The 17,345-nt window shown below is 37.5% G+C and carries 16 protein-coding genes; 15 read left to right on the top strand and 1 reads right to left on the bottom strand.

Translation table 11 applies throughout. The annotated features are described in order from the left end of the window. Positions 1-36: 36 nt before the first annotated feature. The 11 genes from ilvB to pgeF all read left to right on the top strand — a co-directional run bounded on the left by ilvB (position 37) and on the right by pgeF (position 11,515). Complete coding sequence (ilvB, locus tag DW721_RS05580) at positions 37-1,713, top strand: biosynthetic-type acetolactate synthase large subunit (protein ID WP_118745095.1); 1,677 nt, start codon at positions 37-39, stop codon at positions 1,711-1,713. A gap of 304 nt (positions 1,714-2,017) precedes the next feature. Next, complete coding sequence (gene serC / locus DW721_RS05575; protein ID WP_118745127.1) at positions 2,018-3,100, top strand: 3-phosphoserine/phosphohydroxythreonine transaminase; 1,083 nt, start codon at positions 2,018-2,020, stop codon at positions 3,098-3,100. Further along, positions 3,100-4,263, top strand: a complete 1,164-nt coding sequence (locus DW721_RS05570; RefSeq protein WP_055942850.1) for a phosphoglycerate dehydrogenase — start codon at positions 3,100-3,102, stop codon at positions 4,261-4,263. Before serC ends, DW721_RS05570 begins: the two co-directional genes overlap by 1 nt. Before the next feature lie 257 nt (positions 4,264-4,520). After that, positions 4,521-5,840 carry a folylpolyglutamate synthase/dihydrofolate synthase family protein gene (locus tag DW721_RS05565; protein ID WP_118745094.1) on the top strand — a complete coding sequence of 440 codons (1,320 nt, stop codon included), beginning with the start codon at positions 4,521-4,523 and terminating at the stop codon, positions 5,838-5,840. A 145-nt stretch (positions 5,841-5,985) separates the two neighbouring features. Continuing rightward, positions 5,986-7,212, top strand: coding sequence for a C40 family peptidase (locus tag DW721_RS05560; protein ID WP_243035958.1), 1,227 nt, complete (start codon positions 5,986-5,988; stop codon positions 7,210-7,212). 93 nt (positions 7,213-7,305) lie between these two features. Beyond that, positions 7,306-8,148: a ribosome biogenesis GTPase YlqF gene (gene ylqF, locus DW721_RS05555; RefSeq protein ID WP_118745093.1), complete on the top strand. Its 843-nt coding sequence runs from the start codon at positions 7,306-7,308 to the stop codon at positions 8,146-8,148. An 87-nt stretch (positions 8,149-8,235) separates the two neighbouring features. Continuing rightward, entirely contained in the window at positions 8,236-9,027 is a 792-nt protein-coding gene (gene lepB, locus DW721_RS05550) for a signal peptidase I (protein ID WP_243035957.1), read from the top strand. Continuing rightward, positions 9,024-9,788, top strand: coding sequence for a ribonuclease HII (locus DW721_RS05545; RefSeq protein WP_118498874.1), 765 nt, complete (start codon positions 9,024-9,026; stop codon positions 9,786-9,788). The genes lepB and DW721_RS05545 overlap by 4 nt, the downstream gene beginning before the upstream one ends. 131 nt (positions 9,789-9,919) lie before the next feature. Next, a complete protein-coding gene (locus DW721_RS05540; RefSeq protein WP_022013977.1) occupies positions 9,920-10,267 on the top strand; it encodes an EscU/YscU/HrcU family type III secretion system export apparatus switch protein in 348 nt (115 codons plus the stop codon). Then, positions 10,260-10,613: a YraN family protein gene (locus tag DW721_RS05535; protein ID WP_118745092.1), complete on the top strand. Its 354-nt coding sequence runs from the start codon at positions 10,260-10,262 to the stop codon at positions 10,611-10,613. Before DW721_RS05540 ends, DW721_RS05535 begins: the two co-directional genes overlap by 8 nt. A gap of 14 nt (positions 10,614-10,627) precedes the next feature. Further along, positions 10,628-11,515 (top strand): peptidoglycan editing factor PgeF, encoded by an 888-nt coding sequence (gene pgeF, locus DW721_RS05530; protein ID WP_243035956.1) that lies wholly within the window; start codon positions 10,628-10,630, stop codon positions 11,513-11,515. Here pgeF and DW721_RS05525 read toward each other — a convergent pair. Further along, entirely contained in the window at positions 11,502-12,680 is a 1,179-nt protein-coding gene (locus tag DW721_RS05525; protein WP_347474828.1) for a ribose-phosphate pyrophosphokinase, read from the bottom strand. The two genes, pgeF and DW721_RS05525, sit on opposite strands and share 14 nt — an antisense overlap. Before the next feature lie 225 nt (positions 12,681-12,905). Between DW721_RS05525 and DW721_RS05520 the strand changes: the two genes are divergently transcribed. The 4 genes from DW721_RS05520 (at position 12,906) to DW721_RS05505 (ending at position 17,282) form a co-directional block, all read left to right on the top strand. Continuing rightward, positions 12,906-14,021 (top strand): FKBP-type peptidyl-prolyl cis-trans isomerase, encoded by a 1,116-nt coding sequence (locus DW721_RS05520; RefSeq protein ID WP_118745091.1) that lies wholly within the window; start codon positions 12,906-12,908, stop codon positions 14,019-14,021. A gap of 139 nt (positions 14,022-14,160) precedes the next feature. After that, entirely contained in the window at positions 14,161-15,480 is a 1,320-nt protein-coding gene (gene der, locus DW721_RS05515; RefSeq protein WP_022013982.1) for a ribosome biogenesis GTPase Der, read from the top strand. A 71-nt stretch (positions 15,481-15,551) separates the two neighbouring features. Beyond that, positions 15,552-16,184: a glycerol-3-phosphate 1-O-acyltransferase PlsY gene (gene plsY, locus DW721_RS05510; protein WP_022013983.1), complete on the top strand. Its 633-nt coding sequence runs from the start codon at positions 15,552-15,554 to the stop codon at positions 16,182-16,184. A 78-nt stretch (positions 16,185-16,262) separates the two neighbouring features. Continuing rightward, the gene (locus DW721_RS05505; RefSeq protein ID WP_118745090.1) at positions 16,263-17,282 is read left to right on the top strand and encodes an NAD(P)H-dependent glycerol-3-phosphate dehydrogenase; all 1,020 of its coding nucleotides are present in this window, start codon (positions 16,263-16,265) and stop codon (positions 17,280-17,282) included. Positions 17,283-17,345 lie beyond the last annotated feature (63 nt).

Raw genomic sequence — 17,345 nt, 5'->3', positions numbered from 1 at the left:
AGATATACAAAGTTTTAGAGAAGAATGGAGATAAAAATGCAGTTGACAGGTTCACAGATAGTTATAGAGTGTTTAAAAGAACAGGGCGTTGATACGGTTTTTGGTTATCCGGGCGGTGCCATATTAAATATTTATGATGAGTTGTACCGCCATCAGGATGAGATAAGACATGTTCTTACATCACATGAACAGGGAGCTTCCCATGCGGCAGACGGATATGCACGCTCAACCGGAAAAGTTGGTGTCTGTATGGCGACAAGCGGTCCGGGAGCTACAAACCTTGTAACAGGTATTGCTACGGCATATATGGATTCAGTTCCGATTGTTGCGATAACCTGTAATGTAGGTATCTCACTTCTTGGAAAAGATTCTTTCCAGGAGATAGATATAGCGGGAGTTACTACACCTATCACAAAGTACAGCTTTATAGTAAAGGATGTAAAAGACCTTGCACCTACACTCAGGAGAGCTTTTGAGATAGCAAAGACAGGTCGTCCTGGTCCGGTGCTTGTAGACATTGTTAAAAATGCTACAAGTGATGTTGCGGAATACGAGAAAGAAATTCCAAAGCTTATTCCTAGAATGACAGAAAAAATTGACGAGACGGCTATAGATGAAGCAATCAAGATATTAAGAAAATCAGAGAAACCTATGATACTTGTAGGTGGTGGAGCAGTTATCGCAGATGCCGATAAAGAGCTTGCCGATTTTGTCAAAAAGGTAGATGCACCTGTGACAGATACTCTTATGGGTAAGGGGGCATTTGACGGCAATGACGAGTATTATGTCGGAATGTTAGGTATGCATGGAACAAAGACAGCAAATTTAAGTGTTTCAGAGTGTGATGCACTTGTTGTTGTCGGTTCGAGATTTTCGGACAGAGTTGCTGCTGACACAAAGAGTTTTGCCAAAAATGCAAAGATAATACAGATTGATATTGATGAAGCTGAGATAAACAAAAATGTGGAAGTAGACCTCAGTATCATTGGTGATATAAAGTCAGTTCTTGATATATTCAATTCAAGACTTGAACAGCTTTATCATAAAGAATGGTTAAATAAAGTGCTTGCTAGAAAAGATGCACTTCCGCTTAATTACCATCATGATGTACTCACAGGTCCTTATGTTGTTGAAAAACTTTATGAGGTTACAAAGGGTGATGCTATCATTGCTACCGAGGTAGGACAGCATCAGATGTGGGCTGCACAGTATTATAAATACAAGAAGCCGCATACACTTATAACATCAGGCGGACTTGGAACTATGGGTTACGGGCTTGGGGCTGCTATAGGAGCAAAAGCCGGAAATCCTGACAAGACTGTGGTAAATATTGCAGGTGACGGATGTTTCCGTATGAACATGAATGAGATAGCGACAGCAGTGAGAGAGAATATTCCTGTTATCGAGATAATATTTAATAACAGCGTTCTCGGTATGGTACGACAGTGGCAGACATTGTTCTACGGCGAGAGATATTCACATACAGTACTCGACAATAATGTTGACTATGTCAAACTTGCAGAAGCAATGGGTGCAAAAGGGTACCGCATCACTAAACAGGAAGAAGTTGAACCGGTATTAAAAGAGGCGATAGCTTCAGGAAAACCTGTGGTAATCGAGTGTATTATCCAGAGTGATGACAAGGTATTCCCTATGGTTGCACCGGGCAAGGGACTGGATGAAGTCTTTGACGAGAAGGACCTTGAAAAGTAACAGAAATATAATCAACAATACAATGGGCAGACTCAGATATTACTGATTATATTTTTATGGCTGAACTGTTACCTTGAAATGGCAGATAAATTATTAAAGATTGACTATATGGCGAGAAAGTCTTACAATGATATATGTTACAGACACTGTATGTATGCCAAAGATGACAGTTTATCGTCGGAGGTCAGACATAAATGATTGGATTTAGAGTGTCGGAAGCTTTAGGGTTTTGCAAATGGTTTTTTGACACTTTAAACATATAAATATTGATTTAGTAACTAATTACAGAAGGAGGCACATGAAAGTGAACAGAGTTTATAACTTTTCAGCCGGTCCGGCGGTATTACCGGAAGAAGTATTAAAAGAAGCTGCAGATGAGATGCTTGATTATCAGGGCAGTGGAATGTCGGTTATGGAGATGAGCCATCGTTCCAAAGTATATGACAACATCATCAAGACAGCAGAAAAAGATCTTAGAGAGTTGATGAACATACCTGATAATTACAAGGTTATGTTTCTCCAGGGTGGTGCTTCGCAGCAGTTTGCTATGATTCCTATGAATCTTATGAAAAATAAGGTTGCTGACTATATTATCACAGGTCAGTGGGCTAAGAAAGCATGGAAAGAAGCTTGTAAATATGGTAAAGCAAATGCGATAGCATCTTCTGAGGACAAAACATTCTCGTATATTCCTGACTGTTCGGATTTGCCGATTTCTGAAGATGCAGATTATGTATATATCTGTGAGAACAATACGATATATGGAACAAAGTATAAAGAACTTCCAAACACAAAGGGCAAGACATTAGTTGCAGATGTTTCTTCATGCTTCTTGTCTGAGCCGGTAGATGTAACAAAATATGGTGTTATATACGGTGGAGTTCAGAAAAATATCGGACCTGCAGGTGTAGTTATCGTTATTATGCGTGAAGACCTTATTACAGAAGATGTTTTAGAGGGAACACCTACAATGCTTCAGTATAAGACACACGCAGACGCAGACTCATTATATAATACACCACCTGCATACGGAATTTACATATGTGGAAAAGTATTTAAGTGGCTCAAAAAGATGGGTGGACTTGAAGTTATGAAAAAGAGAAACGAAGAAAAGGCAAAGATTCTCTATGACTTCCTTGACCAGAGCAAGTTATTTAAGGGTACTGTAGTTGCAAAAGATCGTTCTCTCATGAATGTTCCATTTGTAACAGGTGACAAGGAACTTGATGCAAAATTTGTTGCAGAAGCTGAGAAAGCAGGTTTCGTAAATCTTAAAGGTCATCGTACAGTTGGCGGTATGAGAGCAAGTATCTACAATGCAATGCCAAAAGAGGGTGTTGAGAAACTTGTTGAGTTTATGAAGAAGTTTGAGGAGGAGAATGCATAATGTTTAAATATACTTGTCTTAATCCTATCGCAGATGTAGGTTTAAACAATCTTACTGACGAATATACAAAGACAGACGATTTTGCAGAAGCAGACGCAGTCTTAGTAAGAAGTGCAGCGATGCATGATATGGAGCTTTCTGACAATCTCTGTGCAGTAGCAAGAGCAGGTGCAGGTGTAAACAACATCCCACTTGACAAATGTGCAGATAAGGGTATTGTTGTTTTCAATACTCCTGGAGCAAATGCAAATGGTGTCAAAGAGCTTTTTGTTACAGGTATGCTTCTTGCAGCACGTGATGTTGTAGGAGGTATCGAATGGGCAAAAGAAAATGCTGACAATGAAAACATCAGCAAAGATATGGAGAAAGCTAAAAAGCAGTTTGCAGGAACAGAGCTCATGGGCAAAAAGATCGGTGTTATCGGTCTTGGTGCTATTGGTGTTCTCGTTGCCAATGTTGCAAACCGTATGAAGATGGATGTCTATGGAGTTGATCCATTTCTTTCAGTAAACAACGCACTTTCTCTTTCAAGAGATGTAAAGATAGTTAAATCTTATGAAGAAATCTATAAGAATTGTGATTATATCACCATTCATGTACCGCTTCTTGAAGATACAAAGGGAATGTTAAATAAGGAAGCTTTTGATAAGATGAAAGATGGCGTCGTTATCTTAAATATGGCAAGAGATACTCTTGTAAATGACGATGATATGAAGGCTGCTCTTGAGTCAGGAAAAGTTGCAAAATATGTAACTGATTTTCCGAATCCGGCAGTTATGAAGATGCCAAATGTAATCGCAACACCACATCTTGGAGCTTCAACAGCAGAGTCAGAGGATAACTGTGCAGTTATGGCTGTAGATGAGATAAGAAATTACATGGAAAACGGAAATATCGTAAATTCCGTAAATTATCCAAACTGTGATGCCGGAGTGTGTGATACAAAGGGAAGAATTACAGTCTGCCATAAAAATGTACCTGCAATGCTTAACCGTATTACAAATGTATTCTCTGAAGCAAACATCAATATAGCTCATATGACAAATAAGAGTCGTGGAAATTATGCATATTGTATATTTGACATAGACTCTGAGTCATCAGCAGATGTAGCTGATAAACTTTCAGCAGTTGATGGTGTATTAAAAGTAAGAATTATCAAATAAGCACTAAAAAATACTATCATTATTAGATATTTTTATTCTGTTATCTGACAGGATAAAGATAAAAGGAGAAGGCTATATAATAAAAGTTACCGGTCGTACTAAAGGTGTGAACAGTAACATAAAAAGGTTTCAAAACTGTATTGGAGCATGAATTGTACCGGCAGACAAATGCAGGTTTTGTTTGAAATAATAACAAATATCTGTTGGTACATAGTTTCCGATACAGTTTTGTTTCTTATTTTGGAAATGAGGTAAAAATGAATTATCGTGAAGCCACGGATTATATAGAAAAGCTGCAGACAGAGGTTGGCAGTGACCTTTCACTTAAACAGATAAAATATTTAGCGGATAAAGTTGGAAATCCTGAAAATAAATCAAGAATAATACATATTGCAGGGACAAACGGTAAAGGCTCTGTTGGAAATTTCATTGCCGGAATTTTAGCCATGTCGGGATACACCGTCGGAAGATATGTTTCCCCTGCATTATTTGACTATAGAGAAAAAATACAAAAGATTACCGGAAATATATATGGTTTACAGAAAGAATATATATCAGAACAGGAAGTTGCGGATAATCTCACATATCTTATTGAAAAGACGGACGAGATAAGAAAAGAGGTAAAAAAGGCTCCCACGGCATTTGAAATAGAAACTGTTATGGCATACAAAGTCTTTGCGGACTGGAAAGTTGATGTTGCGATAGTTGAAACCGGAATGGGAGGAAGGCTTGATGCGACAAATATAGTAGAAAAACCGGTTTTATCTGTGATAACATCTATTTCGATGGATCATATGGATTATCTTGGGGACACGCTCCTTGCGATAGCAAAAGAAAAATATGGAATTATTAAAAACAGAGTGCCTGTTGTTGCAATAGAACCTGAGTCTGAATGTCTTGAGGAGTTAAAATATACTTGCAGGAGACATGATGCAAATCTGAATATATTTTCAAGAGACGATATAAGACCATATGAATTTTCGGTAGACAAGACTTCGTTCATATATGAAAATGAAAAGTTCACACTAAGTCAGGCGGGAATTTTCCAGCTTGACAATGCCGGATTGGCACTTGAAGCGGCAAAAGTATTATATGGCTCAGGTTTCAGACTTATAAACAAACAGTCTATAAAAGAAGCATTTAAGATGTGCAGATGGCCGGGAAGATTTGAAGTTGTATCGCATGATCCCTATGTTATCGTTGACGGTGCACACAATCCTGATGCGGCAAGGCTGCTAAAATATTCGTTGAGTGCATATTTCCCGGGTGAAAAATTTATTTATATAATAGGTGTATTTAAAGATAAGGACTATGAGCAGATATTAAGGACTACACTTCCCCGTGCAAAAAGAGTATATACGATAAATGCTCCGGCACCGAGAGGACTTGAGTCGGAACAACTGGCGGAATGTGCCGCTCAAATATCAGACAATAAGATTAAACATATTGAGGCAAAGCATAATGTAAGAGAGGCACTGTCAAGCATTTCCAGAGATGGTGTTACGGGCAGGATAGTTGTATTTGGCTCACTGTCATTTCTACATGAAGTCTATGAATATTTTGGAAAAGGTTATTAAACATAGGATATGTGGCATTAAACTGACTGATAAAAATGTTGAAATGATATACGGTTAGTAGTACAATAACATTATATTAGTGGGCTTTAAATGATAGTATAAAGCGTAGACGGACGGTAATAATAGTTGCGGTGAGGGATAAATATTGTTTAGAAAAAATACGATAAAATGTTTTGCTTTTCTGTTTTTAAGTCTTTGTATGGCTTTTTCTTTTAAGACGGATGCCTGTGAGTCGGCTGCCATAACAGGAGAGACATCTCTTGCAGGAATGACCGTGTATCTTGACAGATTTTATTCTGCTTCTGTTAAAAGGAAGACAGATGATAGAAAAGAACAGGTTAAGGCAAAAAAGAATAACAGGAAGAAAATTAAAAAGAAATCAAACATATATGATACACTGGCAAATGCGGGATTTAAGTATGAAAATCTTGGTGTTGCAAATGTGTCAGGGGCGTTAAATGTCCATAGGGAAGCGTCAGAGAGTTCGGCTGTTGTCGGAAAGATGACGAAAGACAATGGATGTGATATAAAAGGGACAAAAGGTAAATGGTCACATATTGTTTCAGGGAAAGTTAATGGATACGTTTTGTCTAAATATCTTTTGACGGGTGATAAAGCAAAGTCGAGGGCAAAGAGCGTGGCAAGATTAAGAGCCATAGTCAATACCAAGACTTTAAATGTGAGGACGCTCCCTTCAATAGATTCAAAAATATGTGATACATTGTCACAGGAGGAAGAATATACAGTTGGCAATTCCGATATTAAAAAGGAATGGCTTCAAAAATATATAAAGAAAAATCTTAATAAGACATTTGGAAAAAAACAGCTTAAAAGTGTTAATAAGAAAGCGATGTATCAGGATTTGAATAACTGGATAATGCTTTCGATAGATGAACAGGATGTATTTATAAACAAGGATTTTCTGGAGTTTAACTATGATTTATCAAAGGCTGTTACCTATAGCAGTTCAGATACATCATCAGGACAGAATAATGGAAGCTCCGGTAAGGGTTCGATATATTCAAAGCTTGTAGCTTATGCGATGAAGTTTCTCGGAAACAAATATGTCTGGGGAGGTACAAGCCTCACAAACGGAACAGACTGCTCAGGTTTTACCATGAGGATATATGAGCATTTTGGCTATAAGATACCGAGAGTATCAAGATCGCAGGCAGCATTTACCAAAACGGTCAAGGCATCAGATGTAAAAGTCGGGGACTTGTTCTTTTATGGAAATAATGGATATATAAGCCATGTCGCTATGTATATCGGAAACGGACAGATAATCCATGCGAGCAATCACAGGGATGGAATAAAAATATCAAATGCTTATTACAGAAAACCTATAAAGATAGGACGAGTTATAAATTAAACTATAAAAATAATGATAATTGACCGAACAGAGAGTGAGGGAGATTGAAAAATATTAAGAACATAACTAATACTGATTTGGAGGAATAATTTTATGCAGTTTCAATGGTATCCCGGACATATGACGAAAGCTAAGAGAGCGATGCAGGAAGATATCAAGCTGATAGATGTTATTATAGAGCTGGTTGATTCGAGAGTGCCTTTTGGCAGCAAAAATCCTGATATAGATACACTTGCAAATGGGAAGTCGAGAATACTCCTCATGAATAAATATGATCTTGCCGATAAAGCGGTATCTGACAAATGGACAAAATATTATGAAGAAAAAGGCTATTTTGTCGCAACGGTCAATTCAAAGAATGGCAGGGGCGTAAAAGCGGTAAATGATGTTATACAGAAAGCTTGTAAAGAAAAGATTGAGCGTGACAGAAAAAGAGGAATATTGAACCGTCCTATAAGAGCGATGATAGTAGGTATTCCAAATGTCGGCAAATCTACTTTTATAAATAGCTTTGCCGGAAAAGCATGTGCAAAGACAGGGAACAAGCCGGGTGTTACAAAAGGTAAACAGTGGATAAGACTTAATAAAAATGTAGAACTACTTGATACACCTGGTATTCTCTGGCCTAAATTTGAAGATCAGCAGGTAGGATTAAATCTTGCATTTATAGGTTCTATCAAAGATGAACTTTATAATATCTATGAGTTGAGCCTTTTGCTGCTTGATTATCTTATAAAGAATTATCCTGATGCAGTAGCAGATTTTTATGAGATAGAAAATTCAGACTCAAATAATGAACTGTTAGAGAGGATATCAATAAAAAGAGGATGCATAAAGAGTGGTGCAGAGTATGACCTTGATAAAGCAGCAAAATGTCTTGTAGATGATTTTAGAAATGGCAGGATTGGAAAGATAAGTCTTGAAATTCCCGGTTAGTATGGCAAAGCAGTCTGAAAGTTGTTTGCTGTACGCTGCATCCGGGGATTGCGAAACTAATTATTATATGATTAGGAGTAAGTCGGGATGTATGATTATGAACAGATTGAAGACAGTTTAAGATTCTGTGACAGAAAAATATATAGAACCGATGCGGATTATCAGAGACAGTATTCTGAGTCTGAAAAGCAGAACTGGGAACAAATCGCAGAGGATATAATAAGTCGTAAAGATGCCAAAAAGGACAGGTTTAGCAGTATTGCTGTGGGTGATGAAGATATTACATATTCTGATATTGCGGCAATATACAGAAAAAAAGCTGATGAATATATATCGATTCCAAAAAGGCTTTTTAGTAATGTGGTACTCTTAGCATTATGTGTCTTTATAGCCTTTGGTGCGGCACATCTTTTTATAGATAATGTTGCATTTCAGAGCACAGTTGAAGGTACGTCAATGCTGCCGACACTTGAAAATGATGATTCGCTTATAATTGACAAATTTTCATATGTTATAGGTTCACCGAAACGATATGACATAGTAGTTTTTCCAGTCAAAGAGGAAAAAGGAAAACAAGATTATTTTATAAAGAGGATAATAGCACTTCCGGGAGAAACAGTAAGCATTGATGATGGAAGAGTGTATATAAATGGAACTCCTTTAAAAAGTGATAAGTATGGAAAGGAAAGCATCAAGGATGCAGGACTCGCCTCTGTTCCACAGACACTTGCACAAGACGAATATTTTGTATTAGGTGATAACAGGAACATGAGTACAGACAGCAGAAATGAAATGGTTGGTCTGGTTAAAAGAAAAGATATTGTTGGAAAAGCCGTATTTAGAATATTGCCGTTTAGAGAATTTGGAGGATTGAATTGAAGTCTATAAGTGAGATAAAAGCAGAGCTGGAAAATGCCGATAAAGATACAAGAGAAAGTCTTCTTGAATTGTGTAAGAAAGATACAAGAAAAGGCGTATTGAAGCTGGTAGAGAAATACGAAAAGCAGAAGGCTGCTATGGCTGAAGAACTTGAGCGTCTTAAAAAGATGCATGAATTTGAAGATAAATACAGTGAATATGAGTATATTGCGGGAATTGACGAGGCGGGCAGAGGACCACTTGCGGGGCCTGTAGTTGCTGCAAGTGTAATATTGCCAAAAGATTGTGAGATATTATATCTGAACGATTCAAAACAGTTGAGTGCAAAGAGACGAGATGAACTCTTTGATGAGATAAAACAGAAAGCTATAGCCTATGGGATAGGAATAGTATCACAGGGGCGTATAGATGATATAAACATCTTACAGGCGACATATGAGGCAATGCGTGAAGCGATAGGTCGGATGTCTGAAAAACAAAATCCTGATTTGCTTTTGGTCGATGCGGTTCATATTCCGGATGTAGATATAAAGCAGGTAGGAATTGTCAAAGGTGATGCAAAAAGTGTTTCCATAGCTGCTGCAAGTATTCTTGCAAAGGTGACTAGGGACAGATTTATGGTTGAGATGGATAAGTTATATCCCGAATACGGCTTTGCAAGTCACAAGGGATATGGTTCAAAATCCCATATTGAAGCAATTAAAAAATATGGTGCGTCGCCTATTCATCGTCAGACATTTATCAAAAATTTTGTAGATTGAGTATAGGTGATAACCTTAAAAGGAATAAGGCAATATTAATGCGAACCTTGAATGTATTATCGTAAATCAAGCCGAAAGTATTTGTTTTGTGAAGATAACGAGAGTTTATTTTAATATAAGGGGGATATTGTATGGCAGATAACAGAAATAAGATGATTTATGGGCGTGATGTTGTCGGAAAAAGAAGACCGGATAAATCGGCGGTTGCACTTGAGTACACACTTCACGATAAAGCACCTAAGGTAATCGCATCAGGTAAAGGTTATCTTGCCGAGAAGATAATCGACAAGGCAAACGAGGAAGATATACCGGTTCATAAGGATGAAAAGTTGGCAAAGAGCCTTGAAAACATTGAGATAGGAGAGTATATACCGCCTGAACTTTATCAGGTTGTGGCGGAGGTGCTTGTATTTGTCGATGCCATGGATAAGATTAAAGGCAAGGTAATGGATAAAAAGGAAAATAACAGAAATGAATAAAAGAGAGATTGGTTCTGCCTACGAACAAAAAGCCGTGGAGTATCTTGAAAAACACGGGTATAGTATTGTCGGGCAGAACTATTTTTGCAGATATGGGGAAATAGATATTATTGCTAAAAAGGATGATGTGCTCGTCTTTGTCGAAGTGAAGTACAGAAAAAGTTCAAAGGCTGGACTTGGCGAGTCTGCCGTAGATAGGAAAAAGCAGCTTCATATAGTAAAAACAGCACAAAATTATATGATAGAGAAATATAAAACTGATGAACTGTCATGCAGATTTGATGTTATTGCCATAAACGGTACGATGTTCCATCATATAGAAAACGCATTTGACGGATATTATTAAAAAGAGGTGTGAATATGGTTGAAAAATATAAGGAAAAGGTAGAATATATGATAAAACGCAGGGAGATGAGCAGTAAAGAGTGCTATTGCGAGGTGAACAAGGGTGTTCCGATGATAAGATTTCGCTGCCTTGACGGATATGACTTTGTATCGCTTGCGTTTTCGACAAGACTTGGGGGTGTGACTGATAAAGATTATCTTTCAAGTCTTAATTTTGGATGGGACAGAGGAGACAAGGAAGAAAATGTCAGAGAAAACTACCGCAGAATGTGTAAGGCACTGGGTACTGATTATAAAAAGCTCATACTTTCAGACCAGGTACATGGAGATAAAATTGAATATGTCGATGAGAGATATGCTGCCGGAGAGAAAATCGAAAAGAAGCTAAAGGGTGTTGATGGTATGGTAACTGACAAAAAAGGTCTTACGCTTGCAACATCATTTGCTGACTGCGTACCACTGTTTTTTATTGATACAGTGGGGAAAGTTATTGGTTCTTCCCATTCGGGATGGAGAGGAACTGTAGCAAGGATAGGACAAAAGACCATAAAAAAGATGGCAGAGCAGTTTGGAAGCAGACCTGAGAACATAATATGTATAATAGGTCCTTCAATATGCCGGAAATGTTATGAGGTCAGTGAAGATGTAGCAATAGAGTTCATAAAAGAATTTGGCAGGAATGGCATAGCAGAAAATATAGTTATGAGAAAACCTGAGACAGAAGATAAGTTTCTTTTAAATCTGTGGGAGGCTAACAGGGTACAGCTTTCAGATGCCGGAGTACCTGATAAAAACATACATATAAGCGGCATCTGTACCTGCTGTAATCCTGATATATTATATTCCCACAGAGCAAGCAGGGGAAAACGCGGAAATCTGAACGGATTTATCAGATTGACATAGAGTGTTTTTCCATAAGCTCCTGTATTCTCTGAGTTGCATCAATTAGGTCATTGACACTTGTATCATGGTTGAGAGTGTCGATGATCGCTGCTATATATTTGCTCAAATCAACGCTGTGGTAATAAGGCTTGTTCTTTATCTCCTCCGGGCAATAACAGAGATTTGTAGTGTAGATGGCATCAAATAAGCCGTCTTTATATGCGTTGTCAAGTTCTGTTGTTCCATTTGCAAACAGACCGAATGTTACGCAGATAAATATTTTGCCTGCACCACGGTTTTTTAATTCCTTTGCGACTTCAAGAATAGTGTGCCCTGTTGAAATCATATCATCAATAATGATAATGTCTTTTCCGGAAACATCATTTCCGAGGAATTGTGTCGAAACTACAGGATGCTCACCATCAATAAGTTTTGAATAATCCATTCGTTTATAAAATAATCCCATCTCAATGCCAAGAGCACCAGCGTAATATACGGCTCTTTTCATACCACCTAGGTCAGGCGAGATAACCATCATGTGTTCAGGGTCTATCTTTATATCAGGATTTGTTTTTACAACTGTATCGATAAACTGGAAAGATGTGAAGAAATTATCAAATCCGTGATTTGGTATCGCATTCTGAACACGGTTATCATGTGCATCAAAAGTGATTATCGTTTCAACTCCCATCGAAACAAGTTCCTGAAGTGCCTGTGCACAGTCAAGTGATTCATTTATATAACGGATATGCTGTCTGCCCTCATAGAGATATGGCATTATTACGGTTATTCTTCTAGGGTGACCGCTGCATGCCATTATGACACGCTTGAGATCCATGAAAAAGTCATCAGGTGACATATTAGTTGTTTCATTTCTCATAGTGTACTGCTGTCCGTAATTTACGGTGTCAACAATGATAAAAAGGTCTACACCTCTCATAGACTCGTTTATGACACATTTTGCTTCGCCTGTACCAAATCTTGGACAGTCATAGGAAACAAGATAGTTTTCCGTATCATATCCTGTCATCTTAAAATCAGGTTTCTGCATTTCGGAAAGTGCTTTGTGTCTTCGAGCGATAATCTCTTTGTTAATCTTTTCGCCAAGTTCCGTCTGATTGCCAAGAGCGACAATTTTAAGCGGGGCAAGTGGCATTGAATCTTTGAATTTTCTACTGGACATTATCTACCTCTCTCTGCATCAGAATGTATGCGTTTATTTTAATTAGTTGTATATAACTACCTTGAAATACTATAACTTTTTTCTGAAATATCGTCAAGTGATATACAAGGTTGATTTTTTGATGGATTTATGGTATAAAATAGATTGTTGTGTTTTGCTTTGAAGCGAAAATGTGTACTTTAAAGTATTACAAAATAAAATAAATATTTATTATCTGGAGGAATTATTTTGAAAAAATATAGTAAATTGCTGGCAGTAACACTTTGTGCATCGATTGCACTCGCATCAACAGGATGTTCAGCTACGAACAAACTTAAAAATGCGATAACAAATAAAAAGACAACTTCTGATACAAAAAAAGAAAGTGCAGAGAGTGTAAAATGTCTTGATTATGTAACACTTGGCGATTATTCAACCATTAAGATCAAAAAGAGTGAGATCGACAAATCCACAAAAGAGCAGGTGGAGAAGAATATCAAGAGTACAGGGGATTATAAAAAGGTAAAAACAGGAAAAGTAAAAAAAGGCGATATAGTAAATATCTATTATGTTGGAAAAATAAATGGAAAGACTTTTGACGGAGGCAGTCTTACAAAAAAGACAAACAAAGCAGGATATGATCTTGAAATCGGTTCAAAATCATTCATTGACGGCTTTGAGGATGGACTTATCGGTAAAAAGATTGGCTCAAGATGTAAAGTAAAGGTTACATTCCCTAAATCTTACAGTCAGAACCAGAAAATTGCCGGTAAAAAGGCAGTATTTTCTGTTACGATAAACTTTAAGGAAGTATATCCAAAACTTACGGACAAATTCGTAAAGAAAAATTTAAAAGATTTTGATAAGAATTATGAAAATACTGCAAAGGGATATACACAGTATGTAAGGGACACGCTTTTAGGTGAGAAGGCATGGAAGGTATTCTATGACACTTGTAAGATAAAAGATTATCCTAAATCAAAGATGGACACAATGAAAACACAGCTTAAGACATCTATAACATATTACCTTAAAAATAATGGCTACACACTTGAGAATTATCTTAAGTCACAGAATCTTTCAACTAAAGATTTTAACAAACAGCTTGAGACTACAGCTAAGTCTGATGTTGGAAAGCAGCTTGTTTATGGTGCTGTAGCTGAAAAAGAAAATATAAAGGTTACAGACAAACAGTATAAGGATGAAGTTAAGACTTATCTTACAAACTATAATTGTAAGAATGAGAAAGAACTTAATTCTACATTTAAGGATTATTATGGAGTAGATGCCAAGTCTATTATAAAAGATGATATTTTATATAAGAATGTAAAAAATTATCTTATCAAAAATGTTAAAGAAGCATAAAGCAGGTTAATTACAGATAAGGTTATTGTTCGTAATTTAAAGTGCGTGCTGTAACGGATAAAGTGTCAAATAATGTGCTCTCAGTATTCTTTGCTTTGAGAAGATACCGGGAGTACATAAAATAGAAACGGAGGTTCATATGGCTAAACCTATAGTAGCGATAGTCGGACGACCAAATGTCGGAAAATCAACACTTTTTAATATGCTTGTCGGCGAACGCCTGTCGATAGTAAAAGATACTCCGGGTGTTACAAGAGACAGGATATATGCTGATGTAAACTGGCTTAATTATCACTTTACACTGATGGATACCGGTGGAATCGAGCCAGAGACAAACAATCAGATGCTCCGCCATATGAGAGAGCAGGCTGAGATGGCGATTGAGATGGCAGATGTTGTAATGTTCGTTGTCGATGTAAAGCAGGGTGTTGTCGATGCTGATTATAAAGTCGCTGAGATGCTTAGAAAAGCACAGAAAAAGATAGTTCTTGTCGTAAATAAAGTAGATAATTTTGACAAGCTTATGCCTGATGTTTACGAATTTTACAATTTAGGACTCGGAGATCCGTATCCTATATCATCAATTGGCAAATTAGGAATTGGTGATATGCTCGATGAAGTCACAGCTCTTTTTCCTGAAAATGAGGATGATGCTGAGGATGAAAGACCGAGGATTGCGATAGTCGGCAAGCCAAATGCAGGAAAATCATCGATTATAAATAAACTTCTCGGAGAAAATAGGGTTATTGTGTCTGATGTTGCCGGAACTACAAGAGATGCAGTTGATACGGCAGTAAAGTGGAATGGCAAAGAATATGTATTTATAGATACAGCAGGTCTTAGAAGAAAAAATAAGATAAAAGAGGAAATCGAGAGATATTCAATACTCCGTACGGTTTCAGCTGTTGAGAGAGCCGATGTGGTAGTCCTTGTTATCGATGCGACTGAGGGTATCACCGAGCAGGATGCAAAGATTGCCGGAATCGCCCATGACAGAGGTCGTGGTATGATAATAGCAGTCAATAAGTGGGATGCTATTGAAAAGGACAATAAGACAGTGTCTGAATTTAGTAAAAAAGTAAGAAATACACTGTCATTCATGCCTTATGCTGAGATTATGTTTGTGTCGGCACTTACGGGACAGAGACTTCCAAAGTTGTTTGAGGCCATTGAGGTTGTTATACAAAATCATTCATTAAGAATAGCAACGGGTGTTCTTAACGAAATCCTTACTGAAGCAGTTGCAATGCAGCAGCCGCCATCAGATAAGGGAAGAAGACTTAAAATATATTATATGACACAGGTAAGCGTAAAACCGCCTACATTTGTTATATTTGTAAATGACAAGAGACTTATGCATTTCTCATATACGAGGTATCTTGAGAATAAGATAAGAGAGGCATTCGGTTTTGCCGGGACACCTCTTAAGTTTATAATAAGAGAACGCAAAGAAAAATAAAAGGCCGGTATGAAAATTGATTCAGCTTTTTTATACCATACTCAATGTTTTGAGTGGGAATGGAGATTGAAATGGGCGAAGATATGATTCATAACATAATCTGTTTGGTGATAGGGTATTTTTGCGGGTGTATATCAAGCGGATATTTTGTGGGAAAATTCCATCATATAGATATAAGGGAACATGGGAGTGGCAATGCAGGTACTACAAATGTTTTGAGAGTTTTAGGCAAGCTGCCTGCACTTATAACATTTGTGGGAGATCTTGCAAAAGCTGTCATGCCGATTCTTGTGATAAGGATATTCTTATCACCTGACAACTGGTATCTCTTATGTTTGTATATGGGACTTGGTGTGGTACTTGGACATAATTACCCTTTTTATCTTGGATTTAAGGGTGGAAAAGGTATTGCAGTTACGGCGGCTGTCGTTATGTCGGCTGCACACCCGCTTTTTATTCCAACCGGAATTTTGATATTTGCATTGATAGTTGTGTGTACGAGATATGTATCACTTGGTTCACTTGTTGTTGCGTGGTATATACCGGCAAATACCTTGATAATGCATCGAAATGATAAGGGATTTATACATATGATGGTAATCAGTCTGTTATTTACAGCTTTTGCATATTTCCAGCATAGGCAGAACATTGTAAGACTGATTCATGGAAAAGAGAATAAGATTGGTTCAAAAAAAGAGATGTAGTGGCAGAAATGTCACATTATTTTAGAAAAGAGAATGGTATGAGATGCACAAAAGACTGTGCAGAAATGGAGGATTATTATGAGTAAAGTTAGTTTTTTAGGCGCCGGAAGCTGGGGAACGGCACTTGCGATAATGTTAGCAAATAATGGTCATGAGGTAACACTCTGGTCGGCTGTAGAGTCGGAAGTTGAGATGTTACAGACACACAGGGAACATAAAGACAGACTTCCGGGAGTTAAGCTTCCTGAGTCAGTAGTTGTTACAAGTAATCTTGAAAGTGCCTGTAAGGGATTCGATCTTATAGTTTTTTCTGTTGCTTCACCTTATGTCAGATCAACAGCAAAAAAAGCTTCAGAATTTATCCCTAAGGGACAAAGGATAGTAAATGTTGCAAAGGGAATTGAGAATGATACATTGATGACACTTAGAGATATAATTTGTGAGGAAATGCCTGGAATGGATGTCTCTGTATTGTCAGGACCAAGTCATGCAGAGGAAGTTTCAATAGGTATGCCTACTACAGTTGTAGTTGGTTCTACATCAAAAGAAACAGCAAAATATGTTCAGAAGATATTTATGAATGACCGTTTCAGAGTATATACAAGCCCTGATATAATCGGCATTGAGCTGGGAGGTTCTATCAAAAATGTAATAGCACTTGCAGCCGGTGTCTGCGACGGACTCGGACTTGGAGACAATACGAAGGCAGCACTCATCACAAGAGGTATAACTGAGATTGCAAGACTTGGTGTTGCTATGGGTGGACATATGGAAACTTTCTGTGGACTTTCGGGAATAGGTGACCTTATCGTTACCTGTACAAGTACACACAGCCGTAATCATAATGCAGGTGTATTAATCGGCAAAGGAATGTCTATGGATGAGGCTATGAAAGAGGTAAATCAGGTTGTAGAGGGTGTTTATTCAGCAAAAGCTGCATTTGCACTTGCTAAGAAATACAATGTTTCAATGCCTATCGTAGAACAGATAAACGAGGTGTTATTTGACGGAGTATCTGCCACTGATGCAATCCAGACACTTCTCACGCGTGAGGAATGTCATGAGTATCAAGGTCTTACATGGGACGCTGATAAATAAAAATAAAGTACCAGATAAAAGTCATGTCTTTAAATGTAAAAGCATATCCTTTAAAAAAAGATA

The sequence above is a fragment of the Clostridium sp. AM27-31LB genome (genome assembly GCF_003480745.1).
Lineage (GTDB): Bacteria > Bacillota > Clostridia > Lachnospirales > Lachnospiraceae > Butyribacter > Butyribacter intestini.
The sequence above is the reverse complement of the archived record's forward strand: the minus strand, read 5'-3'. Positions and strand labels throughout refer to the sequence as shown.

Excerpts from the sequence above, each read along its gene's own strand:
- pgeF (WP_243035956.1), top strand. The coding sequence starts at position 10,628 with ATGGTTGAAAAATATAAGGAAAAGGTAGAATATATGATAAAACGCAGG.
- ylqF (WP_118745093.1), top strand. The coding sequence starts at position 7,306 with ATGCAGTTTCAATGGTATCCCGGACATATGACGAAAGCTAAGAGAGCG.
- DW721_RS05540 (WP_022013977.1), top strand. The coding sequence starts at position 9,920 with ATGGCAGATAACAGAAATAAGATGATTTATGGGCGTGATGTTGTCGGA.
- der (WP_022013982.1), top strand. The coding sequence starts at position 14,161 with ATGGCTAAACCTATAGTAGCGATAGTCGGACGACCAAATGTCGGAAAA.
- DW721_RS05565 (WP_118745094.1), top strand. The coding sequence starts at position 4,521 with ATGAATTATCGTGAAGCCACGGATTATATAGAAAAGCTGCAGACAGAG.
- DW721_RS05535 (WP_118745092.1), top strand. The coding sequence starts at position 10,260 with ATGAATAAAAGAGAGATTGGTTCTGCCTACGAACAAAAAGCCGTGGAG.
- plsY (WP_022013983.1), top strand. The coding sequence starts at position 15,552 with ATGGGCGAAGATATGATTCATAACATAATCTGTTTGGTGATAGGGTAT.
- DW721_RS05505 (WP_118745090.1), top strand. The coding sequence starts at position 16,263 with ATGAGTAAAGTTAGTTTTTTAGGCGCCGGAAGCTGGGGAACGGCACTT.
- lepB (WP_243035957.1), top strand. The coding sequence starts at position 8,236 with ATGTATGATTATGAACAGATTGAAGACAGTTTAAGATTCTGTGACAGA.
- DW721_RS05570 (WP_055942850.1), top strand. The coding sequence starts at position 3,100 with ATGTTTAAATATACTTGTCTTAATCCTATCGCAGATGTAGGTTTAAAC.
- ilvB (WP_118745095.1), top strand. The coding sequence starts at position 37 with ATGCAGTTGACAGGTTCACAGATAGTTATAGAGTGTTTAAAAGAACAG.